This is a genomic window from Pseudidiomarina salilacus (genome assembly GCF_047323925.1).
GTDB classification, from domain to species: domain Bacteria; phylum Pseudomonadota; class Gammaproteobacteria; order Enterobacterales; family Alteromonadaceae; genus Pseudidiomarina; species Pseudidiomarina salilacus.
This window is the reverse complement of record NZ_CP178752.1, coordinates 60,584-84,517: the sequence shown is the minus strand read 5'-3', so window position 1 is coordinate 84,517 and position 23,934 is coordinate 60,584. Positions and strand designations below refer to the sequence as shown.

The 23,934-nt window shown below is 49.3% G+C and carries 22 protein-coding genes; 11 read left to right on the top strand and 11 right to left on the bottom strand.

All coding sequences use genetic code 11. The annotated features are described in order from the left end of the window. Positions 1 to 19 precede the first annotated feature (19 nt). Positions 20 to 1,291 carry an NAD(P)/FAD-dependent oxidoreductase gene (locus ACJ8W9_RS10035; RefSeq protein ID WP_411359559.1) on the top strand — a complete coding sequence of 424 codons (1,272 nt, stop codon included), beginning with the start codon at positions 20 to 22 and terminating at the stop codon, positions 1,289 to 1,291. A gap of 5 nt (positions 1,292 to 1,296) precedes the next feature. Here ACJ8W9_RS10035 and ACJ8W9_RS10030 read toward each other — a convergent pair whose 3' ends face one another. The 3 genes from ACJ8W9_RS10030 to ACJ8W9_RS10020 form a co-directional block, all read right to left on the bottom strand. Beyond that, the gene (locus ACJ8W9_RS10030; protein WP_411360984.1) at positions 1,297 to 2,331 is read right to left on the bottom strand and encodes a glycosyltransferase; all 1,035 of its coding nucleotides are present in this window, start codon (positions 2,329 to 2,331) and stop codon (positions 1,297 to 1,299) included. 10 nt (positions 2,332 to 2,341) lie between these two features. Next, positions 2,342 to 3,364 (bottom strand): DUF3667 domain-containing protein, encoded by a 1,023-nt coding sequence (locus tag ACJ8W9_RS10025; RefSeq protein ID WP_411360983.1) that lies wholly within the window; start codon positions 3,362 to 3,364, stop codon positions 2,342 to 2,344. 125 nt (positions 3,365 to 3,489) lie between these two features. Next, on the bottom strand, positions 3,490 to 3,753 hold the full coding sequence (locus ACJ8W9_RS10020; protein ID WP_411359562.1) for a hypothetical protein: 264 nt from the start codon (positions 3,751 to 3,753) through the stop codon (positions 3,490 to 3,492). A gap of 186 nt (positions 3,754 to 3,939) precedes the next feature. Between ACJ8W9_RS10020 and ACJ8W9_RS10015 the strand changes: the two genes are divergently transcribed. Then, positions 3,940 to 4,494, top strand: a complete 555-nt coding sequence (locus ACJ8W9_RS10015) for a WYL domain-containing protein (RefSeq protein ID WP_411359563.1) — start codon at positions 3,940 to 3,942, stop codon at positions 4,492 to 4,494. On the opposite strand, the gene ACJ8W9_RS10010 is transcribed toward ACJ8W9_RS10015, so the two are convergent. Next, entirely contained in the window at positions 4,479 to 4,964 is a 486-nt protein-coding gene (locus ACJ8W9_RS10010) for a methylated-DNA--[protein]-cysteine S-methyltransferase (RefSeq protein ID WP_411359564.1), read from the bottom strand. The two genes, ACJ8W9_RS10015 and ACJ8W9_RS10010, sit on opposite strands and share 16 nt — an antisense overlap. Before the next feature lie 84 nt (positions 4,965 to 5,048). Here ACJ8W9_RS10010 and ACJ8W9_RS10005 point away from each other — a divergent pair, with 84 nt between their 5' ends. Next, the gene (locus ACJ8W9_RS10005; protein ID WP_411360982.1) at positions 5,049 to 6,254 is read left to right on the top strand and encodes an Nramp family divalent metal transporter; all 1,206 of its coding nucleotides are present in this window, start codon (positions 5,049 to 5,051) and stop codon (positions 6,252 to 6,254) included. Here ACJ8W9_RS10005 and ACJ8W9_RS10000 read toward each other — a convergent pair whose 3' ends face one another. Continuing rightward, positions 6,255 to 7,256: a hypothetical protein gene (locus tag ACJ8W9_RS10000; protein WP_411359566.1), complete on the bottom strand. Its 1,002-nt coding sequence runs from the start codon at positions 7,254 to 7,256 to the stop codon at positions 6,255 to 6,257. A 69-nt stretch (positions 7,257 to 7,325) separates the two neighbouring features. Continuing rightward, positions 7,326 to 9,008, bottom strand: coding sequence for an NAD-dependent malic enzyme (locus tag ACJ8W9_RS09995; RefSeq protein WP_411360981.1), 1,683 nt, complete (start codon positions 9,006 to 9,008; stop codon positions 7,326 to 7,328). A gap of 51 nt (positions 9,009 to 9,059) precedes the next feature. On the opposite strand from ACJ8W9_RS09995, the gene ACJ8W9_RS09990 reads away from it, so the two are divergent. Further along, complete coding sequence (locus tag ACJ8W9_RS09990) at positions 9,060 to 9,545, top strand: OsmC family protein (protein ID WP_411359568.1); 486 nt, start codon at positions 9,060 to 9,062, stop codon at positions 9,543 to 9,545. Positions 9,546 to 9,547: 2 nt separating this feature from the next. Here ACJ8W9_RS09990 and ACJ8W9_RS09985 read toward each other — a convergent pair whose 3' ends face one another. After that, positions 9,548 to 10,249: a 2OG-Fe(II) oxygenase gene (locus ACJ8W9_RS09985; protein WP_411360980.1), complete on the bottom strand. Its 702-nt coding sequence runs from the start codon at positions 10,247 to 10,249 to the stop codon at positions 9,548 to 9,550. Positions 10,250 to 10,305: 56 nt separating this feature from the next. Further along, positions 10,306 to 10,875 (bottom strand): SOS response-associated peptidase, encoded by a 570-nt coding sequence (locus ACJ8W9_RS09980; protein ID WP_411360979.1) that lies wholly within the window; start codon positions 10,873 to 10,875, stop codon positions 10,306 to 10,308. Positions 10,876 to 11,004: 129 nt separating this feature from the next. Here ACJ8W9_RS09980 and gdhA point away from each other — a divergent pair, with 129 nt between their 5' ends. The 6 genes from gdhA to ACJ8W9_RS09950 all read left to right on the top strand — a co-directional run bounded on the left by gdhA (position 11,005) and on the right by ACJ8W9_RS09950 (position 18,033). Continuing rightward, positions 11,005 to 12,357: an NADP-specific glutamate dehydrogenase gene (gene gdhA / locus ACJ8W9_RS09975; RefSeq protein WP_411359571.1), complete on the top strand. Its 1,353-nt coding sequence runs from the start codon at positions 11,005 to 11,007 to the stop codon at positions 12,355 to 12,357. Beyond that, positions 12,357 to 13,499 (top strand): histidine kinase, encoded by a 1,143-nt coding sequence (locus ACJ8W9_RS09970; RefSeq protein ID WP_411359572.1) that lies wholly within the window; start codon positions 12,357 to 12,359, stop codon positions 13,497 to 13,499. Before gdhA ends, ACJ8W9_RS09970 begins: the two co-directional genes overlap by 1 nt. Next, positions 13,496 to 14,143: a response regulator gene (locus ACJ8W9_RS09965; RefSeq protein WP_411360978.1), complete on the top strand. Its 648-nt coding sequence runs from the start codon at positions 13,496 to 13,498 to the stop codon at positions 14,141 to 14,143. Before ACJ8W9_RS09970 ends, ACJ8W9_RS09965 begins: the two co-directional genes overlap by 4 nt. Positions 14,144 to 14,218: 75 nt before the next feature. Continuing rightward, positions 14,219 to 16,375 carry a S46 family peptidase gene (locus tag ACJ8W9_RS09960; protein ID WP_411360977.1) on the top strand — a complete coding sequence of 719 codons (2,157 nt, stop codon included), beginning with the start codon at positions 14,219 to 14,221 and terminating at the stop codon, positions 16,373 to 16,375. 144 nt (positions 16,376 to 16,519) lie between these two features. After that, positions 16,520 to 17,881, top strand: coding sequence for a DUF3300 domain-containing protein (locus ACJ8W9_RS09955; RefSeq protein WP_411360976.1), 1,362 nt, complete (start codon positions 16,520 to 16,522; stop codon positions 17,879 to 17,881). A gap of 8 nt (positions 17,882 to 17,889) precedes the next feature. Beyond that, positions 17,890 to 18,033, top strand: coding sequence for a DUF2256 domain-containing protein (locus tag ACJ8W9_RS09950; RefSeq protein ID WP_411359576.1), 144 nt, complete (start codon positions 17,890 to 17,892; stop codon positions 18,031 to 18,033). On the opposite strand, the gene ACJ8W9_RS09945 is transcribed toward ACJ8W9_RS09950, so the two are convergent. The 3 genes from ACJ8W9_RS09945 to ACJ8W9_RS09935 all read right to left on the bottom strand — a co-directional run bounded on the left by ACJ8W9_RS09945 (position 18,034) and on the right by ACJ8W9_RS09935 (position 23,094). Then, positions 18,034 to 20,922 (bottom strand): insulinase family protein, encoded by a 2,889-nt coding sequence (locus ACJ8W9_RS09945; RefSeq protein ID WP_411359577.1) that lies wholly within the window; start codon positions 20,920 to 20,922, stop codon positions 18,034 to 18,036. Between the two features lie 118 nt (positions 20,923 to 21,040). Further along, entirely contained in the window at positions 21,041 to 22,072 is a 1,032-nt protein-coding gene (locus tag ACJ8W9_RS09940) for a GGDEF domain-containing protein (protein ID WP_411359578.1), read from the bottom strand. A 2-nt stretch (positions 22,073 to 22,074) separates the two neighbouring features. Beyond that, positions 22,075 to 23,094, bottom strand: coding sequence for a CNNM domain-containing protein (locus tag ACJ8W9_RS09935; protein ID WP_034730992.1), 1,020 nt, complete (start codon positions 23,092 to 23,094; stop codon positions 22,075 to 22,077). 92 nt (positions 23,095 to 23,186) lie between these two features. Here ACJ8W9_RS09935 and ACJ8W9_RS09930 point away from each other — a divergent pair, with 92 nt between their 5' ends. Then, the gene (locus ACJ8W9_RS09930) at positions 23,187 to 23,882 is read left to right on the top strand and encodes a DNA-3-methyladenine glycosylase I (protein ID WP_411359579.1); all 696 of its coding nucleotides are present in this window, start codon (positions 23,187 to 23,189) and stop codon (positions 23,880 to 23,882) included. Positions 23,883 to 23,934: the final 52 nt, after the last annotated feature.

Genomic DNA, 23,934 nt, shown 5'->3' with positions numbered 1-23,934 from the left:
CTAAAATAATGAGGTGAATATGACTAAGGTTATTGTTGCTGGTGCTGGACTCGGTGGTGTGTCTGTCGCTTTTGAATTGCGTGAAGAGCTTCCCAAAGACGTCGAAATTGAGGTAGTTGGCGAAGGTGACGAGTTTAATTTTGTACCTTCCAATCCATGGGTTGCATTGGGTACACGTACGCGCGACCAAGTTGTCATGCCGATTAACGAGATCTTTAAGAAGCATAAAATCACTTTCAATGGATCGGGGATCAAACACATAGACGCAGAGCAGCGTAAGCTCTCGCTTGGTGATGGCAGTGAGTCTGAGTATGACTATCTAGTGTTGTGTACGGGTCCACGCTTAGCCTTTGAGAATATCCCGGGAGCAGGCCCAGAAGGTGGCCACACCCAATCCATTTGTACCGTTGATCATGCGGTGAAGGCGCATGATGCATACAAGGCACTGATCGAAAATCCAGGTCCGGTGTTAGTCGGTGCTTTGCCTGGCGCAAGTTGTTTCGGGCCAGCTTATGAATACGTGCTGTCACTGGAGTATGAATTACGTAAGCTGAAGATTCGTGACAAAGTCCCAATTACCTTTGTGACGCCTGAGCCGTATGTCGGTCATATGGGGCTTGGCGGCGTTGGCGATTCGAAAGGACTGATGGAGCATAAATTCCGCGAACATGGTATCAAATGGATATGCAACGCTAAAGTTACCGAGTTCACCGAGACGGAAGCCCATGTTGAACTGGTTGACGACGATGGCAACGTGAAATCAACGCAACAAATGCCGTTCAACTTGGCCATGTTCTTGCCCGCTTTCAAAGGCTCTGAAGCCGTCGCGGAAGTGCCTAACCTATGTAATCCAAAAGGCTTTGTGAAAACCAATACCTTTCAGCGTGCTGAGGCTTATCCAGAGATTTATGCGGCAGGTGTCTGTGTTGCAATCGCACCGATCGAAGAAACGCCTGTTCCAGTCGGAGCGCCAAAAACTGGCTTAATGATTGAATCCATGACATCAGCGATAGTGACGAACATTAAAGCTAGTATTAACGGTAGTGAGGCATGGGTTGAGCCGACGTTGAGCGCTTTGTGTTTAGCGGATATGGGAAATACTGGTGCGGCCTTCCTGGCAGTACCACAGAATCCGCCGCGCAATCGTAACTGGACCGGTTCTGGCCGTTGGGTGCATTGGGCTAAAGTCGCCTTCGAAAAATACTTTATGTTTAAAGTAAAAATGGGTACTAGCGAGCCAGTGTATGAAAAAGTTGGTTTACGGATGATGGGCATAAAGCGCCTGAAATAAGCCCTTTATGCACTGCGAAAGACCAACTTTTTCTGCAGTCGATAACTTAGCAAAAAGACGATAACTTCTGCTGCGGGTTTGCCAATAAAGGGCGAGATAGTGAGCCACATCAGTCCCTTGGTAAGCCCGTAATTGAGTAGTACCAAGGTTCCTGCCAGCAACGTGTAGTGGGTTGCATCGCGACTAAGCGAGCCGCCTTTGCCAAATACCCATTGTCGGTTCATGCTGAAATTAAAAATACCGGACGCCAGTCGCGCCAAGGCAATGGCAAGTAAGATCTCACCGGTGAAGCCGTAAATAAGTGCGAAAAGCCCGTAATCAAGCGCCGCAGAAGCAATACCAACCCCCGAGAATTTGAGAAACTTCTTATAAATGATCGCTGAGTCGGTCAACGGCTTGAAGTGACTGCTTTTATTACCTTTTTCATAAACTGTCGTAATTTCAAGACTCTCAAATGGTAACTCGTGGCGTTTCGCAATAATCAGCATATCGAGTTCAAATTCGAAACGATTACTATCTGATGCCAAAAGGTCGTCGAAAAGTTGTCGGGGAACACCTCGTAGGCCAGTTTGTGTATCCGGAATATCGATTCTAAGTCCTATACGGAAGGTTGCGTGCGCAAAATTGTTACCTAACCAAGAGCGAAACGGCACACCTTTCTGCTTGAAATTACGACTGCCTAGCCATAATGCATTTGGGTGTTGGGTAAAAGCTTTTGCGACCGCCACAACGTCTTTCGGTAAATGCTGCCCATCAGCGTCTGCGGTAACTACCCCAATACTCTCAGGCGCGTTTTCGGTTACCCAGCGCATGCCAGTTTTGAGTGCCGCCCCTTTGCCTTGATTTTTTGCATGACTGAGGACTGTTACACCAGATCTGGATTTTGCTTCTGCAAAAACGGTTTTATCTGGGCTGCCGTCATCAACTACGATAATGCCCGCAAATGCATCAGCTTGCGTAAGAAGTTCGTCTATGACGTTCATCAAACGATGGTCAGGACGATAAGCGGGGATCAAAACCAGCGGTAGCTGTGCGTGCAAAGTATCCTCTCTAAGCAGTTAAAATACCGATGAAAACCATCAAAATAAAGGCAGTTGTGAGTAACAAGGTATAGCCAATACCACACAGTGCGAACTTAGTTAATGTCCAACCCCACGTTTGTCCGTAAACGATTTTTTGTGTAAAAAGCATATAGCTGATCATCCAGACTAGCAGGATATTCTCAATCCAATCAACCACATCGCTGACTATCAGCCAGCCAGTAACAGAGGTTACATAATCCGATCCACGACTGAGAACGGTGAGAATACTCAGCGAGAGCAAGAGGAACGCATGAGTGTGTAGTGCAGCGCTTAAATGCTCAAGATAAAATCGCCCTGAAAATGGGTACATTAGTTTCAAAAACAGAGCCCAAAATGGCAGCATGAGCAGCATCATCTGCGGTGCAAGCGACACTAAACGCTGCACCAATAATTTCGGGTTTTCTAATAGATATTTGACCTTTTCTTCGATCATCGCTTGTTGTTCGGGCGTGGCAAATGGCATTGAAATCGTAAGGTCACCCAAATTTTCAGAAGTGTCGATGGGAATCGTAGGCACTGGGACGGGCGCGGTAATCTGCTGTTCATCTAATTCTTGTTGTGCCTGCGTGAGAGCTTGTTCGGTCGCTACTTTTTGCTCGTCAGTCAGTTCGTCGGTGGTGTTAATCTGGGTAAAGTCGATGAGCGAAGTCAGAATCAAAAACGAAAATAATGAAACGAAAAAATACAAGCGCAATGGTGGTACATAGGAGGCATGGCGCCCTTTGACAAACTCTTGCGTTAGAAATCCTGGACGCATGAAGAGCGCGATCATGGTGCGATAAAAGCGTGAATCCCAATGACTAATCTCGCCCATAAGATCGCCAACAACCGCAAAAATACTTCGAATATAATGACGATCTTGTTGGCCGCAGATATGACAAAATTCACCTAATAGTTCACTGTCGCAATTTTTGCAGCGCTGGGCGGTGTTTTCTGTAGGCACGGTCGTGGTTTCAGGTACCGCAACTTGATGGGTTGTTTCAGCTGACATAGCGTTGTTGTTATTGTTATTGTTATTGTTGTTCTGCAGTCAGTGTAGCGGAAGTTTTTAGGATTTCCTAAAAAAAAGCCGGCCCATAACAGACCGGCAAAGTACTTTCAGGACTGGATCTCGAATTACCAATTATCGCCGTTATCTTTTTTCTTCTTACTGTCTTTGTCTTTCTTTGCGTCTTTTTCTTCGTCTTTCAGTGCCGCGCGTTGTGCTTCACGTTCAGCTTTCATTGCTTCATGCTCAGCTTTCATCTTTTCACGCAGCTCTTCTTTACGCTGTTCGGCGCTAGTTTTGGTGTCTTCTTTCTTTTCATCGCTTTGCGCATGAGCTGCCAATGGCATGGCTAAACTGATACCCAAAACAAGTAATGTAATTAAACGGTTCATTGTCGCTACCTCCGTTTCAATGATATGGACATTGTACCAATTTTAGACAGTATTTGGGCGGCAAAGTGTCAAGATACTGAAAGTTTGCTTTTATTTTACAAATTAGACATGCTGCGACATGACATGTCGCAGGTCGGGTGTAACTTTGCTTAAGACAACACTGAAGTAGAAACGGAGTTCAAACACATGCAAACGGTACTGCGCTACTTGTTAATGTTGCGTCATATACCAAAGCAACCACAAAAGATTGATGTGAATACGCTGCGTGAAAGACTCGCTGAACAAGGGGTAGACGTAAGCGTACGAACGATACAGCGCAATCTGATTGAGTTGTCCGAGGTATTCCCACTCACCACCGACGAGCGCAATAAGCCTTTCGGTTGGAGCTTGATGAGTGATGCAGCCATCGCACCTTTAGTTCCCAGCATCATGTTAGAGCGCACTACGCAGCAGAACGGTAATGATAGTGCCAAAGACGGTGCGCTTGAAACTGTGCAACTCGAGCTAAGATGTGATGCTGAATTGAAGTCGCACTTTGAATCCTTTCCATTAAACGAAACGCAGCGCTTAAAAACTAACGGCGAAGGTATTTTGCTCACAGTAGAAGTAGCGCATACAGATAAACTTCTTGCTTGGCTGTTAAGTTATGGTGCGCGTATCGAAGTGTTAGAGCCGGAAGCTTTGCGTCAGCAAGTTACTGAGCAAGTGGCTATTATGCGTCGCTATTACGAGGTTGATTGACGCAGGCGATCGGCACTCCCTTCTAATTCCAGTAACCAAGCCTTTTTATCAAGTCCTCCGGCATAACCGGTGAGGGTGCCGTTCGCACCAATTACGCGATGACATGGAATCACAATCGCCACTGGGTTATTGCGATTCGCCATGCCGACCGCGCGCATGCCTTTGGGCGAGCCAATACGTTTGGCAATTTCGCCATAACTGGCTAGTTGGCCATGCTCGATACCGCGCAGCGCCTGCCATACCTTTTGCTGGAACTCAGTACCCTGCGGTTGCAACGGAAATTCGAACACTATTCGGGAACCGGAAAAATACTCCTGTAACTCGCGTTTGACTTGCGCAAGCAACGGCACATCGTCATCGATCGAGGTGGGCTTGTCGGTGAACTCAATGGAAGTTACAGCCTGCGAATTACAGGTGATGCATAACGGTCCGAGAGGCGTCGCCATACTTGCTTGATAAACGGTGTCCATGCTATTGATGTGCCCTTACCCAAATCATGTTTCAATACTCAACAGTATAGTTGAGAGCAGCCAAGCGAACAAAGAGAAGAAAAAATGAACTGGCGAAATTTTCAATTAGGTCCTGCAGCGCTGGTGGCAGCAGCATTCATTGGTCCTGGAACGGTGGTCACCGCGTCACTCGCGGGAGCGAATTTTGGCTACGCACTGTTATGGGCGTTGGCATTTTCAGTCATCGCCACGTTGATCTTACAAGAGATGGCAGCGCGGCTCGGGGTGGTAACTCGACAAGGTTTGGGGGAGGCCATACGCGAGCAAATTCAACGACCTGCTATACGTTGGACGGCAATGGCACTGGTGATCAGCGCTGTGGTCATTGGTAACAGCGTCTATCAAGGCGGTAACTTAAGCGGCGCAAGCTTGGGTGTTGAAGCACTGATAGGAAGTGCTGCGAGCTGGTTACCTTTAATTCTGGGTGTCTTGGCTGCGTTATTGCTCTGGAGCGGTAATTACCAATTGCTTGAGCGGGTCCTGATTGGCTTGGTCATGCTGATGAGCTTCGCCTTCATTGCGAGTTTTTTGCTAGTGCAACCGGATTGGTCAGCGTTCTTTAGTGGCTTATTTATTCCGTCTATTCCCAGCGGAAGTTTGCTAACGGTGGTGGCATTGATCGGCACTACGGTAGTGCCGTATAACTTGTTTTTACACGCTGCGAGCTCAGCGCAAAAATGGCGTGGCGCAGAGGATTTACCAAGGGCCCGTGGCGATTTGGTGGTGTCGATTCCATTAGGTGGACTCATCTCCATTGCGATTGTGTCGACCGCTGCTGCCGCGTTCTTTGGTCAAGCTGTTCAACTTGAAGGTGCCGCAGACCTCAGTGCTTCGTTGCGACCTGTCGCTGGTGAAGGAGCGACGTGGCTCATGGGCATTGGTTTATTTGCAGCTGGACTATCGTCGTCGCTCACCGCTCCGCTCGCTTCAGCTTATGCTTTAAGTGGTATTCTAGGTTATGGTGGGCAATTAAAGAGTTGGCCGTTTCGCATCACTTGGCTTGCCATCATAGCGATTGGCACGCTGATTGCGTCGGCTGGTATACGTCCGGTCGAAGTGATTATGTTCGCGCAAGTAGCGAATGGCTTGTTATTACCCATTATGGCGCTGTTTTTATTGTGGGCCTGTAATCAGCAACGCCTTGGTGAGCATCGTAATAGTTTGCTGCAGAACGTTGCAGCAGTTGCAGTGGTGGTGGTGGCGATAGGTTTGGGCTTGCGCAGTGTTGGCGCGGCTTTGCAGTGGTGGTAGTCAGTTACCGAACAGCATTTCGAGCTCAATGCCGACTAGCCAACGGGGGCCACGGGATTCATCGAGGCGCTCGCGCGGATAATGGAGTCCGATCCAACTTTCTAAGTACAACCAATCGCGCAAGAAACGTGATCGGTGCAAGCCGCGCAGACCATAATCTTGTAATGGAACTTCGGCTTCTGTCTCGCCGTACCACCATAGCTCGGCACCAAGTGCGCGCTCGTAATCGTACAAATAATAGATTTTTTCTGAGGCATGCCAGCGCACACCCTCGGTGCGTTCGGCAAAGGTGCCGCGAACCCAGAATTTATTGAACCAGTTTTCACTTAATACGAAATCATGTTCGATGGTCTGGGCGATACCAAAGCCATCGCTATCGCGCCAAAAGCCGACCGTTTGCCAATGCAACTCGCTGCGGTCATTGATCACACTGTCGAATCGATAACGAGCACGGACGTAGGGGTCGGCATTGATGCCTCCGCGCAAGCCAGCACCAAATGAGAGTTTGTGCTGCTCGTCAATCATCGGGTCAAAACCAAGTCCCACCATCCACTCTTCATCACTATCGTCGCGTTGGATGACAGTGGGACGAGTGGCTTGTTGGTCGTTGATAAAATCATCGAAGTCGCCACGTCCAACCATGGCAGAAAAACGCCGTTCGGCATGGGGCAGAATCACTCGTGCACGAAAGCTGGAGTCAATATCCCAACCGTCGTACTCATCCCATTCGGGGCGAATACTGAAACTGCCGTAAACATCTTCGTAATCTTCAGGATTCACTTTGTCGGTGAAGAAGGAATCGAGCCAAGCCGCCGTGGAACTTACGGTAGAGTGAATGCCGCTGCGCATACTATCGAGCATGGGCTGCTCAATTTTATCTTGGTCTTCAGGCTTAGGTTTGTCTTTGTTGTCTTGCGCGTAGGCCGAGTTAGCGCTCACTACTAAGCTGATAACAGCGAGTAGCTGCAAACACCTTCTAATGTTGTGATAGCGGCACCACATTGCGCAAATCTCCTTGTTTGATGTTATTGAACATACAAGGAATTTACGCAATGCGCCAGTTAAGGAAAGTTAAATACTCACGCGCTTGTAGTTGCGGTACTCAGGACGCCAGAAGTGCTTCTCAATGCGTTCACGCAGCATCTCATCACTAATCTCCAGAGCATGCCCCTGTTGCTGTGCTACCTTGCCCACCGCAAACGCAATTTGTTTACTCAGTTCAGCGACCTGAGTGAGCGGTGGCAGAATCGCTTCACTTTCACCATTTGCTCGCGGTGAGGCTTCGGCAAGCGTGTTGCTTGCCGCCATCAACATTTCGTCACTAATGATGCGCGCTTTCACCGCTAACACACCCAAGCCAATGCCCGGGAAGATGTAACTGTTGTTGCACTGGGCAATCGGATAGCGCTTGCCGTTATATTTGACCGGTGAATAAGGGCTGCCCGTAGCGACAATGGCGTCACCGTCGGTCCATTCAATAACATGCGCAGGGTGCGCCTCGATTTGCCGTGACGGATTCGACAGCGGAAAAATAATCGGTTGCGGCGTGTGCTTATGCATCGCACGAATCACTTGTTCAGTGAACAACCCAGGCTGCCCTGAAACCCCAATCAGCACGGTAGGTCTGCCGCAATGCATTACGTCCAACAACGAGGCGTATTCGCCACTGTACTGCCAGTCAGCGAGGTCTGTTTGCGTTTGCACCAGTGCTTGTTGGAAATCGCGTAAACCTTCCATGCCCTCGGTCAGCAAGCCGAAGCGATCTACCATATAGACACGCTGGCGCGCTTCGGTATCACTAAGGCCTTCAGCGACCATCTGGGCGATGACCTGCTCGGCGATACCACAACCAGCTGAACCAGCGCCAACGAATGCCACGCGCTGATCTTTCAGGGCGACACCTTTGGCTTTGCAGGCGGCGAGAAGGGTTCCTACCGTAACGGCGGCAGTGCCCTGAATATCGTCATTAAAGCAGCAGAAGTCATCACGATAGCGCTGCAAAATTGGCATCGCATTGGGTTGGGCAAAGTCCTCGAACTGAATCAAGGCTTCTGGCCAACGGCGCCGCGCGGCATGCATGAATTTCTCAATAAACTCATCGTAGCTGGCTTGATCGATACGCTTGTGGCGCGCTCCCATATACATCGGGTCATTGAGAAGCTTTTCATTATTGGTGCCAACGTCGAGGCACACTGGCAAGGTGTAAGCTGGGCTAATACCGCCGCACGCGGTGTAAAGGCTCAATTTACCAATCGGAATGCCCATGCCGCCGATACCTTGGTCACCGAGGCCCAAAATCCGCTCGCCGTCGGTGACGACAATGACTTTTACTTTGCGCTTGGTGGCGTTGCGCAAAATATCGTCAAGCTGATCGCGTTCTTCATATGAGATAAACAACCCACGTGAACTGCGGTAAATATCAGAAAATTGCTCGCAGGCATCACCGACCGTTGGGGTATAAATGATCGGCATCATTTCTTCGAGATTATCTTGTAGTAATCTGTAGAAAAGCGTTTCATTATTATCTTGAATGGCGCGCAGATAGATGTGTTTATTCAGCGCGGTATCGAAGGTTGAGTATTGCAAGTAGCAGCGTTTGACTTGCTCTTCGATGGTTTCGTAGCGCGGAGGCAGTAAACCGGTGAGGTTAAACATGGCTCGCTCTTCTCGAGTAAACGCACTACCTTTGTTGAGTAACGGTGTTTCAAGAAGGTTTGGCCCAGCATAGGGAATGTACAGCGGATTCTTCGACATAGAAGCATTCTCCTGGCGCATACGATAGATGACAAAAATGAGCCGATTATTATGGCAGATATCAGAGAGGAACACATGGAAAATCCGACGTTTGAGGTAAAACTTGAGTTACTCGACAACTACAAGTTCGCAATTGATTTTGGCGAGTTTGGTGAAATTATTACGGACGAGCCAGAGCCTTTAGGTAGCGGTGAAGGACCCAACCCTAGTCGCTTATTAGCGGCCGCGACCGCCAATTGTCTCGCGGCGAGTCTGATGTTTGCCATTCGCAAGTACAAAGGCGATCCCGGCAAAGTAACCGCAAGTGTGCAAGGGCATCTGGAACGGGTCGACGGGCGCTGGCGCGTCACCAGTATGGATGTCGAATTGAAACTCGGTAACAGTGCCGCCAACTTAGACAAACTCGACCGAGTGTTAGCGCAGTTTGAGGACTTTTGTGTGGTCACTCAAAGTGTACGCAGTGGGATCGAGGTCAATGTGCAAGTGCGCGATCACGATGGCACAGGGATTGCTTTGCCCGACACCAGTGACGATTAATTTTAGCCAAAGAGCTGTGCGCCGGGGTTGCTGAGAATCCAACTGGTCAGAATGTATTTATCATTCGAAACCGGTGTGCAGCCGCGGTGCGTATGGGTGAAATAGCCGGGCGCAATGACCATGCGCCCTTGTTTAGGCTGAATACTGCGCTGTTGATAATAAAAATCAGTGGTCCCACCTTCGGCTACATCATTTAGATAGAACATAAACAAAAGCGTTCGGTGCAACGCTTCATAGCCCTGCTGTTCCGGAAATACTTCGCAGTGCCAGTAGTTGTAGTTACCTTGTCCGCGCAGGTATTTTTGTGCCTGAATCGGGCCTAAGCGATAAAGTAATCGCATGTATGCCGCTTCGTTCCCTGCTGCCACTTCATCAAAGTTTTCGTGGGTAAGCGCAACGGCTTCACCGGTTTGGGGATGCTGAACTTGCAGCGCAACTGGAGCAATCAAGGCAAAGCGATACTTTTTAAAATACTCGATCGCACAACGTTCGGTCGCCTGAATAATTTCCTGCAGTAACGGTTGATACTCGGGGTGCTGGTTGAGATACAGATCCGTACTCTGCTTTTTGCTCGGGTCAACACCGCCGCCAGTGCGTCCTTGCTGCAAATGCGGACTTTGCTCAAATGTTTGAATCATGCGTTGGCAAAGCTCGGGACTAAGCGCATCGTCATAGACTTCAATAAAATCGTTTCTTATTGTCATTTTTGCGTTACTTCATCAATCTCGTTTGCTATGAATTCGTGCGGTGTCGTTCATCGTTAACACTTTATGATCTCAATTGCGTCATCGTCAACGTGCCGCGCAACCGCATCGAGTTGCGCTGGGGTTGAGTGAAACCAATAGTCGATGTGCTGGCTTGGAATAATAAGTGGCATGCGATCATGATAAGCCGCGCAGGTTGGCGTCGGTGCCGTAGTAAAGGTCACGAGTTCCGGTCCTTGTTCGCCCTTAAAAACGATGCCTGCCATCAACAATGGCTGCTGGTTGCGCGCGCTAAACAAATATTTTTGTTTGCGCTCATTCTCCAGCCGCCATTCATACCAACCGCTCACCGGTATCAGACAGCGCGATTCGGCATATGCACGTTTAAAAGTAGCTTTCTGTGCTGCAGTCTCAATTTTCGCGTTGATTAAAATATGCTTGGCCCACTTGGGCTGAATCCCCCAGTGAGTCGTCACCTGAAGCAAGCCTTTATGACTCGACATGATGACATCAACGCGCTGTGTGGGGCGCAAATCACTGTTGTCTATGGTTTGAAAATCAAGCCCGAGTTGCTCTTGTAGGTATTGCGTAATCGGCGCTGCAATCACATTCATTCGGCCACACATAAAAATCTCCGAAGCTCGACTATAGTTTGGCTAATAGTTAAGCAAAATAGCAAAAAGAACTAGCCACGCGTAGGTCAAATGTGGTCAAAATAGAAAGTGAAAGCGTATCCCTAGCGACAAGGAGGACGAATGACTTATATCCATGACAGTATTGAACAATTACGTAAGAGTAGCCCTGCACAAACTGAGTTTTACCAAGCAGTTGAAGAAATCCTTGAATCGCTAGCACCACTGCTCGAAAAGAACCCAAAATATCGTCAGCACTCGATTATCGAACGTATGTTGGAACCGGAGCGGCAACTGATGTTCCGCGTCACTTGGGTTGATGATGATGGCAAAGTACAAGTTAACAAAGGCTATCGTATTGAATTCAATTCGGCCTTAGGTCCCTACAAAGGCGGTCTGCGGTTTCATCCGAGTGTGAACGCAAGCATCGTAAAGTTTCTTGGCTTTGAACAAATTTTTAAGAATGCGCTGACAGGTTTGCCGATTGGCGGTGGCAAGGGCGGTGCCAACTTCGATCCGAAAGGTAAGTCGGACGGCGAAATTATGCGTTTTTGCCAAGCGTTTATGACAGAGCTGTATCGGCATATTGGACCGAACACTGATGTCCCAGCCGGTGATATTGGCGTTGGTACCCGCGAAATCGGTTATATGTTCGGACAGTACAAGCGTATCGTCAATCGCTTCGATGGCGTATTAACCGGTAAAAGTACACTTTGGGGTGGCTCTGCGTTGCGTGTCGAAGCGACGGGTTATGGTTGCGTGTACTTCGCTCAACACATGCTTGAAGACGCTGATGATACGCTCGAAGACAAGAAGTGTTTGGTGTCGGGTTCGGGGAATGTTGCCATTTACACCATGGAAAAACTCTACGAGCTAGGCGCTAAACCCATCGCATGTTCCGACTCCAGTGGCACCCTTTATCATGAAAACGGCATTGATCTCGACTTGGTGAAGGAGATCAAACAAGTGCGAAATGGTCGTTTGAAAGAATATCTAGAAACCCACGATGATGCTGAATACACCTCTAGTGATGACTATCCTGAAGATGGCCAACAAATTTGGCGTTACACAGCTGATTTAGCATTTCCCTGTGCAACCCAGAATGAGCTGAACGAGCAAGACGCCCAATGTTTATTAGAGAATGGTGTAAAAGCTGTAATTGAAGGCGCCAATATGCCATGTACCAACAAAGCCATCGATTTGTTGATCGAACAACAGGTGCTGTTTGGTCCCGCCAAAGCCGCTAATGCTGGAGGGGTTGCCACCAGCCAGCTCGAAATGGCGCAGAACTCGAGCATGACCCGCTGGAGTCGTGACGAAGTGGATGAAAAATTGAAGGACATCATGCAACGTATTTATCAAGATGCGAAGCGTACGGCGGAAGAATTTGACGCACCGAAAAACCTTGCGTTAGGTGCGAACATCGCCGGGTTCCGTCGGGTTGCTGACGCCATGATAGCGCAAGGCGTGGTGTAATGCGTGAGGATGCCGCAGCGGTGAGTATCGAACGTTGGGCAGGCCTCATTACTTGGGGTCTGCTCAGCGTTATCGTGTTGTGGCTGTACGCCGATGATTTGCCCAATGGTTTAAGGGATCCGCGTTGGTTCATCAGCGTGGCGCTGCTGTTGGGTTTCATTGTGTTGTTTGCGCTGGCGACCCGTGAGCGAGCCTTCCAGCGCGAACCGCAGACCCGGACGCTTCTGGTATGCCTGCAGCTCGCCTTCATTTATCCACTGTTCTGGCTAACACCCTATAATTTCTTAGCAATTCTGTTAACCATGTGGAGCGCGCAGTTACCTATTTTCATGACGGTGCGTAAAGCGGCATTGGTCGCTCTTGCTGCTTCTGTCGTATTTGGTGCGATCTATCAGTGGCGCTGGCAAATGGACGATGCTTGGTTGTCAGCCTTGTTATTTTGGGCGTTTCATTTATTCGCGATTACTATGACTGCCAGCCAATTGCGTGAACAACGGAGTCGTGCGCGCGAGCAACAGCTCAACCGCGAACTCCGTGCCACGCAAGCGCTGCTTAGCGAAGCGAGTCGGCAACAAGAGCGGACTCGGATCGCGCGTAATATTCATGATTTATTGGGACATCACTTGACCGCTTTGAGTATTCATTTGCAGGTGGCGGAGCGCAAATCAACAGCAGAAGCACAGCAAATGGTGCGCGAAAGTCAGCGCATTGCCAAACTACTACTGGCAGACGTTCGTGAAGCAGTGGCGGAGCTGCGCGATAACGAACAGCTCGACATTCGCGAAGCACTCAATGCACTCACGGGCACTATCGATGGTCGCGTTATTACGTTGCAGATGGATAGCACGGTACAGGTGACCGATGTGGAGATTGCCGATGCCATTGTGAAGGCCGCGCAAGAGGGAGTCACAAACTTCCTACGCCATTCCCGTGGTAATGCAATGACCATCGCTCTGATGACCCAAGCCGATCGTGGCTTGGTGTTGGAATTGCGCGACAATGGGAACGTTGCGCCCGAGCTGAGCAAAGGCAATGGTCTGCATGGCATGTACGAGCGCTTCGCTGCGGTTGGTGGTGAATGCCACATTGATACCCGTGAAGGTATGTGCATTCGCTGTTCGATCCCGCTGGAGGTGCTATGACCATTCGGGTGTTGCTGGTCGATGATCAAATGCTAGTGCGCCAAGGTTTACAAAGCTTGTTGGCGCTAGCAGAAGATATCGAAGTCGTTGGCACTGCCGCGGACGGCGAGGTTGCCATAAATTTTCTGCTGGAACAGACGGTTGATGTGGTGCTGATGGATATTCGCATGCCCCGGTGCGATGGCTTACAGGCTCTGGCGTTGCTTCGCGAAAAGCAAATGGACATTCCGGTGTTGATGCTGACCACCTTTGACGATCATCACAGCATCATGACGGCAATTCGGGCTGGCGCTAAAGGATATTTGTTAAAAGATGTTTCGTTGGAAACCTTGGTAGAAGCTATTCGCTGTCTACAGAATGGCGGCACCTGGTTGCAACCAAGTCTGACCGAGCGCTTATTGATCGATTTGCAAACAGCCCCGCACTCCGACACCAGCGAACTTGCTGAGCCCTTGTCGGACAAGGAGCTTGAGGTACTGCGATTGATGGCTGCTGGACTTAGCAATCAAGAAATCGCTGAAGCCTTGCACAAATCAACCGGCACCGTGAAGAATCAAGTGTCCACTGTACTTGCCAAGCTTGGCGTGCAAGACCGCACGCGTGCAGTGCTGAAAGCCCTTGAGCTAGGGCTGCTAGTGCGTTGACTTTTTGCCGCGACAAAGCAATGATGAAGCAACCTAGTTAACAGTAATCAAACTATTCTAACAACGAGTCCTAACATGAAAAAATCATTAATCGCGCTGGCCCTATTCAGCTCTATGGCTGCGGCCGACGAAGGCATGTGGATGCCACAACAGCTGCCGGAAATTGCTGACAAGCTTAAAGCTGCTGGCTTGCAGCTTGATCCAAGTGAACTGACCCAATTGACAGAATTTCCGATGGGTGCCGTGGTGAGCCTTGGCGGCTGTTCGGCGTCATTTGTGTCACCGCAGGGCCTAGTTGTGACCAATCACCACTGTGTGTACGGCAGCATCGCGTATAACTCTACACCTGAGAATGACTTGTTGGCGAACGGCTTTCTTGCCACAAGCCTTGAAGATGAAGTTTCAGCATCGCCAGGCTCGCGCATCTATGTGACCAAGGCAGTTGAAAACGTCACTGATCGGGTGATTGATGATGCGACGGCGCAACTCGAAGGTAAGGCGCGAGTCGATGCTATCGAAAACGCCTACAAAACCATCGTTGCCGAGTGTGAACAAGACGCTGGCCATCGTTGCAGCGTTTCTTCGTTTTACGGTGGCTTGGAATACTACCTCATCAAGCAGCTAGAAATTAAAGATGTGCGTTTGGTACACGCGCCAGCCGAAGGTGTTGGTAAATTTGGTGGTGATACAGATAACTGGATGTGGCCGCGCCATACCGGTGATTATGCGTTTTATCGCGCGTATGTCAGCCCGGAAGGTGAATCAGCAGAATTCTCAGAAGACAACGTCCCTTATCAGCCAGATTTCCACTTGAGAATTGCACAAGAACCGCTTAACGAGGGTGATTTTGTGATGGCAATTGGCTATCCGGGACGCACTAACCGTCACCGTTTACCAAGCGAAGTAGAAAACACTTTTGAGTGGAGCTATCCGCAACTGGTTGAGCGTTTTCAGGACAATCTGGCCATCATTGCTGAGCAAACTGCCGAGAATAAAGACGCAGAATTGAAATATGCAAGTCGTGTTGCAGGTTTAAACAACTATCTGAAGAACCGTCAAGGCATGTTAGACAGTTATGCCAACACCGATTTGCTCGAACGCAAGCAAGCCGAGCATGAAGCTTTGAGTGCTTGGGTGAACAGTAGTGATGACAACCGCGAAGCTTATGCTGAAGATTTGGCAGCGATTGAGCAGTTGTTGGCGCAAAGCCAAGACGAAGACCGTGAGAGCTATTATCGCTCGTTGGCGACCCCACGTCTGTTGGGGATGGCACAAGTCTTGTACAAACTGAGCCAAGAGCAAGCCAAACCTGATGCTGAGCGCGAAGTGGGCTATCAAGAGCGTGATTTACCGCGTTATCAAGCTTATGTAGCAGGTATGGATCGTAGTTTCGATGCGGAAGTCGAAATGGCATTGGATTTCTACAATCTGAAAAACTATTTGCGAGTTCCAGCCGAGCAACGCGATGCTGAGTTCGATGCGGCATTGGGTTTAGCAGCGCAAATGAGCGACGCCGAGCTGCGTGAATTGATTAAAAGCTGGTACGCGGATACCGCTTTGACTGAGCTGGATACCCGCAATGAATTATTAGCCGCAACGCCAAGTCAGTTTGCCGACCATCAAGATGTGTTCGTGCAAGCGGCAGTGAAGCTCTACCCAGAGCAGCAAGCACAAGAAGATGAAGCAGAAGAGCTTGCTGGGCAAATTCAACAAGCGTACGCGAACTACATGCGTGCAAAAATTGCTTTTATGCTTGAGCAAGGCGAAGCTGTGTATCCAGATGCCAACAGTACGTTGCGTGTGACCTACGGTAACGTTACCGGTCGCGACCACGGCACCTACGATGGTACTGCATGGACGGCATTTACGACACTGCGCGGTATTCAGCAAAAAGCGACGGGTGAAGGTGAGTTCAATGCGCCACAAGCGCAACTGGATGCCATCGCCGCCAAAGACTACGGCGATTATTACGTAGAGAGCTTAGACTCGGTGCCGGTGAACTACCTTGCCACCCTTGATATTACTGGTGGTAACTCTGGCTCAGCAGTATTGAATGGCAACGCTGAACTGGTTGGTTTAGCGTTCGATGGTACCTTGGATTCGATTATTTCGGACTGGGATTTCAATATTGATAATACGCGTTCGATTCAGGTCGACAGCCGTTTCATGTTGTGGCAAATGCAACATGTGGATGATGCCGATAACCTGCTGAAAGAGCTAGGTATTCAGTAATTCAATCGCAACTCCAAACGAAACACCGCCAACTGGCGGTGTTTTCTTTTCGGCATCTTTACATTGGCTTGGTCACGAAATAGCCGTAGCGACCGTCTATACTTGTACAGGTAGTCAGACTACCCGCCAAACGGAGGCTTGATAATGAAATCCACACGCAAGGCAAAACTGCCTCTGCTGCAGCTAAGTGTTATTGGCTTAGCTTTAGCAAGCTCAGTTGGCTGTACAGCGATGAATACTGCACATGCCGAACCTGACCGTCATCGCACCAGTGCAGATTATGGTACTTATGAGCAAGCTGAACTTGATAGCTTGTTGGCACCCATTGCGCTCTATCCTGATAGTTTACTGTCACATATTCTGATTGCTGCGACTTACCCTTTGGAAGTTGTACAAGCTGAGCGATGGTTGAGTGAACGTGAACATCTGTCACCGGAGCAAGCATTGGCAGCTGCGGATGAAGAAGCTTGGGATCCGAGTGTCAAGGCTCTAGTTGCAACCCCCGACGTAGTGCGTCGCATGAGTGAAGACCTTGAATGGACGCAAGCGGTTGGTGAAGCCTTTATCGCGCAGCAAGAAGATGTTTTGGCCAGTATTCAGTTACTCCGAGACCGAGCGTATGTGGCCGGTAACTTGCGCGGTGATGATGACATCAAAGTGGTGCGCGAGCCGCAGCAAATTCGCATTGAAACGGTGCGCACTGAATATGTCTATGTACCCGTATACGATGCCCGCTATGTCTACGGACCTTGGTGGCATCACAGTATGCCGGTGTATTGGTCACGTCCCGGTTTAACGGTCAGTATTGGCTCCGGCATTCGTTGGTCATTTTCGTATCACGTACCAAGTTGGTATTTCTTTAGTGATTTTTATTGGCCGAGCCGCCATGTCGTGGTGCATCATCACCATTATTATGAACGTGATCGTCGTGATCGTCGTGATCGGTGGGACCGTCGCTATCGGCCGCATCCACGCGATGGTGAACGCTGGCGCCATGATCCGCGGCACCGTCGCAATGTTGATTACCGCCACCCAGACTTGGTACGTAATCCGCCGCGCTATAGTGACCCCGATGATCGCGTGGTCGGTGCACCAGTTGAGCGTGAGCGCCCACCGCAAGTGGAAATTCGCCGTCGCTTATTAGAAGCTGAAGCGCAACCCATTCTGCGCCGTAGCGAGACGCCAACCCGTAAGTACGCGGGTGAGGTTGAGCAGAAGCCTGTTCGTGGTGATGTGCGTCAGCAACCAGTCTATGAACGCGAGCGCAAAGAGCCGGTGATGCGCCAACAGCCTGTCCGCGCCAAACCAGAACCACGTGTGGTGCGACAACAGCCGCGATTCGAACGCAAAGAGCCGGTGATGCGTCAGCAGCCTGCCCCTGTCGTCCGTCAGCCAGTGCAGATGAAGCAACAGCAGCCGGTCATGCGGCAACAGCCAGCGCGGCCGGTGAAGCAGCCTGCGGCACAACCGAGTAAAAAGGCGCGTGACGCAAGCAGTATCGATTAAGGGTGGGTATGGCACATCGCAAACCGAATTTACCGAGTAAAATCTGTCCGGTGTGTCAGCGTCCTTTTAATTGGCGAAAAAAATGGGAGCGCGATTGGGAACAAGTAAAGTACTGTTCCCAACGTTGCTCCCGACACAGGAAGGAGGGTTAATTACTGCTTCTTCATCGTTTGATGAAAATCGCTTAGACTTTCTACCAGTGTTTGCCCCTCAAAGTCAGCGAAAGGTTGATCCGCGAACTTGGTACCACGCATTTGCACGCTTACACGCGGCGCTTCATCGTTGCGCAGCGTATCCCAGTAGAACTGCTTCACATCTTCAAGGGTGACATTTTCAACCGCAGTGATGAGCTGTTGACGGCTATCGTAATCATAATTCTCACGATACCAATCGGCGATGATTGAGCCGATCTCGTCCTGCAAGTTCTTCGGTGGTTCTTTCAGGGTTACCAAAGTACTGGCTTTCAACTGCTCAAACTCTTCTTGGCTGAGCTCATTGAGTTCGGCTTCATACTCGACTTTAAAGTCATCAAAACGCTGCTGCATATCCGCAACACCTTTCACCGGTGTTTGGATGTACAGCACGAATGCGGTGTAATCTTCGAGTTTGCTGCTGCTAGCACCGACGGCATAGGCGAGTTGCTCTTCTGTACGCAAGCGGTCGAAGGCGATAGTGCTTAAGTGCTCTTGCAAGATAGTACCAGCGGCTTGCGTGGCAAAGCCCGGCGTTAGGTTGATGTGCGCATCAACCATGCCGACATCAGCAACTTCAATATCTTGCTGCACGACAATGCGCTGACCAGCTTCAGGTAACCAAGCACCCGAACGAACATAGTCGGTCACCTCGCGATCGCTTGGCAATGCCTGTGTGATCTCGTCAGCAACCGTCGTGAGGGTGGCTTGGTCGTAGTTGCCAAAAGCAAAGACGCGCACATGATTGCTACCTAAAAACTCAGGAATAAACGCGGTTAAATCGTCAGCGCTCAAGCCTTGCGCAGTCTCAATGAGGGTGTCGATGTCATAATTCCCCTCGCGTAGCAGGCGGTTATAGGCGCCAAACGCTTGGTAGAACGGGAACTGTTTACCTTGGTTGCGCAGACCACGAACCATACGATCAACTGCTTGGGCAAAGGCTTGCGGTTCAACGTTAATGGCTAAGCCATCGAGTGCTCGCTCAAGCAATTGTGGTTGTTTGTCAGTAAAACCACCCACTCGGAGTGACAGGCCGGTACCAGAGGATAAGCGCATTTGCATACCAGCAATACCTGCTTCCGTTGCGAGCGCACTATTCTGTAAGGTATAAAGGTCACGCCACAAGCCTAATAGCACATCAGCCTCGACCGATTGTAACGGCGCAGCACTGTTCATGCTGATTTCAAGCACACCGCGCGGTTGGTCGGCGAATTCTTGTGACGGGTAGTGCCATACGGTTAAGGCATCGGTTTCTACCACAACTTCCGGCGCTGTGCGCGACGCGTCAGCTACGATATCAAAGTTTTCTGGCAGCATGCGGTTCACTGCTGGTAAGTTCATTGCAATCGGTAACTCACCATTCCAGCTTGCTTGCTCTTCTGCGGTGATATCCACCACTTGGTACTTGCCATCGTAGTAATAAAGCTCGCTGTCACTTGGCTCCTGCTTACTTACGTACCATACCCGTAGACGCTCTGGCGTGAGCTGATCAAGCACAGCATTAATTGCTTCGGCGTCGAAACGCTCGTAGTGATAAGGCGCAGCGATCGCCATGTTAGCAGGCACATTCTGCATTGCTTCTGCCAAGTTAGACACGTAACCAAACTCATCAGATTTTTCTAAGAAGCGGAACTGATTATCCAAGCTGGTTTTAATTTCGCTGTAGTACTTCTCGTCAACGCCTTGTTGTTTGATAAGGTCTATGTACTGCAACAACGCTGAGGTAATCATTTCGCGCTGCTGCATACCTGCGTCGGTGAGATTCACTTCGATTTGTAGCGTCCCGTAGTTACCATAATAAGTCGGGCTTGCTGAGGCATTAAGGCTTGAAATAAGTCCTAAATTCTTTAACTCGTAGGCAGGTGCGCCTGGCATCTCGGAGCCAATCAGGTAAGTAATAAATTCGTTAGGTTTGACGGCAAATTGCTCGCTGTTGTCATCGATAATGAACTCTAAGCGCAACTGTTTAACGTCCTGGTTTGGCACATAATGAATGCGTTTACCGCCCACTTCAGCAAAATCGATAGCGGTGCTGACCGTCGGTTCTTCAATTTCTTTGTTCTCAATCGAGCTAAAATGTTTGACCGCGAGTTGCTCTAATTCTTCCAGCGACTGATTACCAATCATCGCGACTTTCATAATATTGGCAGAATAATAGCGCTCATAAAAAGCCACGGTTTCGGGGTGCAGTTCACTACCTTCTTTATCGCCCAGCGACTCAAGGTTACCAATTAAGAAACGATTCGCAGGATGGTCGCCGAGTAAGTTACGTGCCAGTTTGAATTGACCGAAAAAGTCCATTTCGCGGCGCATTGACCATTCGGCGTTTACTGCATTCTTTTCTTTCTCGGTGTATTCCGGATATAACATCGGTGCTTTGAAAAAGTCAGAGAAGCGCGCTAATGCTTCGTCTACTGCATCGTTGTTCACGCTGAACATGTAGTTAGTAATGTCTAGCCAAGTGTAGGCATTTTGCGACCCACCATTGGCTGACATAAAGGTCGAGTAACCTTTGGTATCAGGATAGTTTTCGGTACCCAAGAACAGCATGTGTTCAAGATAATGCGCCATCCCTTGTTGCGTCATTGGGTCTTGTAATAAACCAACCCCGACACTCAAGGATGCCGCTGATTTTTCCGTTTTCGGATCGGAAATCAGCATCACTTCAAGTTGATTCGGCAACACAATGGTCTTGTAACTGCGATCATCATTGGGAGACTTGATTACCGTAGACGCATCAGCCTGTTGTGCCGGTTGTTCAACTGCAGTTGTTGGCGCTTCGGTAGTGGCAGTACCACAACCGCTGAGCAATGCGAGACTAATCGCACTACTGAGTAAGAGTTTCTTCATGTCTGTTCCCTAATTTTGCAAAGGTATTAAACGGTTTTAAGTACTTGGCAGTTTAGAGCGAAGAGGACCAGAAGTGGATGATTTATGCGTAATTCCCAGAACTGCTTTGTAACAAAATTTATGCAGTTGCTAGCTCAACGCGATTGCGACCGTTTTCCTTGGCGCAATAAAGCGCACGGTCGGCTTGAATCAGTGCCTGTTCGATGGATTTATTCGGGTTGTAGTCGGCGACACCAAAACTCATGGTCAGCGTGAGATTTTGAAAGTGTTTGGTTGCAGCGATGCCTTTACGTAATTGTTCGCAATAATCGCGTGCCTCTGTGAGGGTGAAATTCGGGAGGATTAATAAGAACTCTTCACCGCCCCAACGACCAATCAATGCGCGCTCTCGAGTGAATTCACGCAATTGGCGTGCGGCGTTTTGTAAGATCTTATCCCCTTGAATATGACCAAATTGATCGTTGATTTCTTTGAAGTGGTCGATGTCGATGATAACGATACAGGCTTGTTTTAAGGCACCGCTTTGCATGCGTACCTGCAAATCGCTAAGCAGAGTATCAAGGTGGCTGCGGTTGTAAAGGGAGGTGAGTTTGTCGGTAATCGATTGCAGTTTAAGCTCGCGGTAAGCGGTTTCGCGTGAGCCTTCGTAAAAGCGGTAAATAAACCATAGAGCGACGCAAACTTCGAGCACATTGAGCACGGCGCCAAGCCCTAGAGTTTCGGGTTGGGGGCGGTCAATTTGCTGCGCTATAAAATAGACAGTGTAGGCAAACAACAGCGCACTGAGTAACGCACCCATGCGACGGCCCAACAGGAAAAACACAATCGGCGGTACAATCATCACCCATAACACCGAGTAGTTCTGCCCTTCAGCGATATTGATAAACATCACTACATTAAAAATGACAGCTAAACAAGCCAACCAGGACGTTCTATTGAGCTTCGCCTCGTCGTTAAAATACAGCAACAGCAGAGCTGCGGCAGCAAAGCTGATAAAGTTAAAGCTGGCAATTAAATAGGCATTAAAAACGAAAACATTGAGCGCACCAATCAGCAATGAAAATACCAGCATGATGCGGAGTACCGCACGAAGCAGGGTACTCTGATGACGGACTGAATGTTCTGATTGCAACGATGCGCTATGCTGCATAACTAAGCGTCTTCAGTTTTTATCCTTTTGCCCCACCTCTGTTTCGCATAGCGGCGCAGGCTCGGAATGGTATCGGTTTCATCCATAATAGGCTGACCAAGAATAGTTTCGATAATATCCTCAAGAGTAATCAACCCCATCCAAGTGCCATGTTCGTCGAACACCACTGCCATGTGCTGACGGGTTTCCAGAAAGCGCGTAAGTAGGCTTTCAAGGTCAATACTGGGGCTGACGACTTCAACTTCACGCAGCAAATTGCTGACTTTTTCGTGGCGATGGGATTCTAAAGCTTCATTGCGCAAGATAAGGCCGTGCGGCACTTCGTCTTGATCGATCACCGGAAAGCGCGAATAAGGCATCGATTTGACCTGTTCCAGAAACTCAGCAACGGTACTATCTGGGTGTACCGCTTCACACACCATACGTGGTGTCATTGCTTTGCTCACTTTAATCGCGTGCAGATCCAAAATGTTGCTAATCACTCGCTTTTCGTCATCATCGATGGCATCTTGTTCGTGACCGACAATGGCTAATGCTTTGATTTCTGAGCGTATGTCGATATCGTGTGCATTTCCACCGATGCGTTTAGTGATTTGGTCAGATAACCAGATAAATGGTTTTAAGGAGATGATCATAAAATTCAGCAGCGGTGGTAACACCGGTGCCAAAGAACGCCAAAATTTTGCGCCGATAGTTTTTGGAATGATTTCAGAAAGCACGAGTATGAGCACGGTCATTACTGCTGACGTAATCGCTAGGTAGCCGTCACCAAATACCACGCCGACTTGCGCGCCAACCCCAGCAGCACCCGCGGTGTGCGCAATCGTATTAAGTGTGAGAATCGCAGCAAGTGGTCGATCAATAGTATCTTTGAGCTTCTGTAATTGCTGATGTAACTTGGGGCGGTCGGATTTCAACTGCGCGATATAACTTGGCGTAATCGATAACAGTGCCGCTTCAAGTATCGAGCACAGAAAGGACACGCCTACGGCAATTACAGCAAAAACGATGAGTAAAAGCATTGCAACTCGCTAATAGAAAAAGACCGTGCAAAAATAGCATAAAAGACTGGTATGCCGCTAGTTTTCGTCATGCCAAATTCGGGGGCTAGAGTATGAAATTTAGTTACTTTTACGACCGCGCCGTAGCACGCAAAGGTGAAAAAGAAGTGCAGGAACGACTGCCAAAGTTGGCTCCCGTAGGCTGGCTTGAGCAGCAATCAGATGCCTTTTTTCTAGCTGAAATCACCCGTGGCATTTTTCGTGCGGGCTTTGTTTGGCGCATCATTGACGCGAAATGGCCGGGCTTTGAAGAGGCGTTTAGCGGCTTCGTACCGCTGTACTGGCAGCAAGTGCCGCCCGAGCGACTTGAGCAGCTTGCCGATGACCAGCGCATAGTGCGCAATTGGCAAAAAATAGAAACAGTACCGGTGAATGCGCGCATGATTGTCGAAGCGAGCGAGAGCCACGGAAGTTTTGGTAAGTTTTTGGCGCAATGGCCGAGTGCCGACCAATTCGGTCTATTGCAGCACTTCAAGGAACATGGTGCGCGGCTTGCTGGCGCAACACCGCAATTTTTCCTGCGTCGCATTGGCTGGGACGGCTTTATTTTATCCAGCGATGTCGTGACCGCATTACGTAATCATCGGTTGCTGGAGGCCTCGCCAACGAGTAAAAAAGGTTTGCAGCAAGCGCAACACTGGTTCAATCAATGGCATGACGAAACCGGTCTGCCCTATAGCCATCTGTCGCGCATCGTTTCCCTCACCATTGACGCGCGTGCCGCTGAGCGTCCCACGAAAAAAGTCTAAGTAAAATTTGACAGCTTCGATTACATGTGTAATCTTTTTGATTACAAACGTA

Coding starts and splice junctions, on each gene's coding strand:
- ACJ8W9_RS09955 (WP_411360976.1), top strand. CDS start 16,520: ATGAAATCCACACGCAAGGCAAAACTGCCTCTGCTGCAGCTAAGTGTT.
- ACJ8W9_RS10005 (WP_411360982.1), top strand. CDS start 5,049: ATGAACTGGCGAAATTTTCAATTAGGTCCTGCAGCGCTGGTGGCAGCA.
- ACJ8W9_RS09940 (WP_411359578.1), bottom strand. CDS start 22,072: ATGCAGCATAGCGCATCGTTGCAATCAGAACATTCAGTCCGTCATCAG.
- ACJ8W9_RS09960 (WP_411360977.1), top strand. CDS start 14,219: ATGAAAAAATCATTAATCGCGCTGGCCCTATTCAGCTCTATGGCTGCG.
- ACJ8W9_RS09985 (WP_411360980.1), bottom strand. CDS start 10,249: ATGACAATAAGAAACGATTTTATTGAAGTCTATGACGATGCGCTTAGT.
- ACJ8W9_RS09945 (WP_411359577.1), bottom strand. CDS start 20,922: ATGAAGAAACTCTTACTCAGTAGTGCGATTAGTCTCGCATTGCTCAGC.
- ACJ8W9_RS09970 (WP_411359572.1), top strand. CDS start 12,357: ATGCGTGAGGATGCCGCAGCGGTGAGTATCGAACGTTGGGCAGGCCTC.
- gdhA (WP_411359571.1), top strand. CDS start 11,005: ATGACTTATATCCATGACAGTATTGAACAATTACGTAAGAGTAGCCCT.
- ACJ8W9_RS09995 (WP_411360981.1), bottom strand. CDS start 9,008: ATGTCGAAGAATCCGCTGTACATTCCCTATGCTGGGCCAAACCTTCTT.
- ACJ8W9_RS10020 (WP_411359562.1), bottom strand. CDS start 3,753: ATGAACCGTTTAATTACATTACTTGTTTTGGGTATCAGTTTAGCCATG.
- ACJ8W9_RS09935 (WP_034730992.1), bottom strand. CDS start 23,094: ATGCTTTTACTCATCGTTTTTGCTGTAATTGCCGTAGGCGTGTCCTTT.
- ACJ8W9_RS09980 (WP_411360979.1), bottom strand. CDS start 10,875: ATGTGTGGCCGAATGAATGTGATTGCAGCGCCGATTACGCAATACCTA.
- ACJ8W9_RS09930 (WP_411359579.1), top strand. CDS start 23,187: ATGAAATTTAGTTACTTTTACGACCGCGCCGTAGCACGCAAAGGTGAA.
- ACJ8W9_RS09950 (WP_411359576.1), top strand. CDS start 17,890: ATGGCACATCGCAAACCGAATTTACCGAGTAAAATCTGTCCGGTGTGT.
- ACJ8W9_RS09990 (WP_411359568.1), top strand. CDS start 9,060: ATGGCAGATATCAGAGAGGAACACATGGAAAATCCGACGTTTGAGGTA.
- ACJ8W9_RS10025 (WP_411360983.1), bottom strand. CDS start 3,364: ATGTCAGCTGAAACAACCCATCAAGTTGCGGTACCTGAAACCACGACC.
- ACJ8W9_RS10010 (WP_411359564.1), bottom strand. CDS start 4,964: ATGGACACCGTTTATCAAGCAAGTATGGCGACGCCTCTCGGACCGTTA.
- ACJ8W9_RS10035 (WP_411359559.1), top strand. CDS start 20: ATGACTAAGGTTATTGTTGCTGGTGCTGGACTCGGTGGTGTGTCTGTC.
- ACJ8W9_RS09965 (WP_411360978.1), top strand. CDS start 13,496: ATGACCATTCGGGTGTTGCTGGTCGATGATCAAATGCTAGTGCGCCAA.
- ACJ8W9_RS10015 (WP_411359563.1), top strand. CDS start 3,940: ATGCAAACGGTACTGCGCTACTTGTTAATGTTGCGTCATATACCAAAG.
- ACJ8W9_RS10000 (WP_411359566.1), bottom strand. CDS start 7,256: ATGTGGTGCCGCTATCACAACATTAGAAGGTGTTTGCAGCTACTCGCT.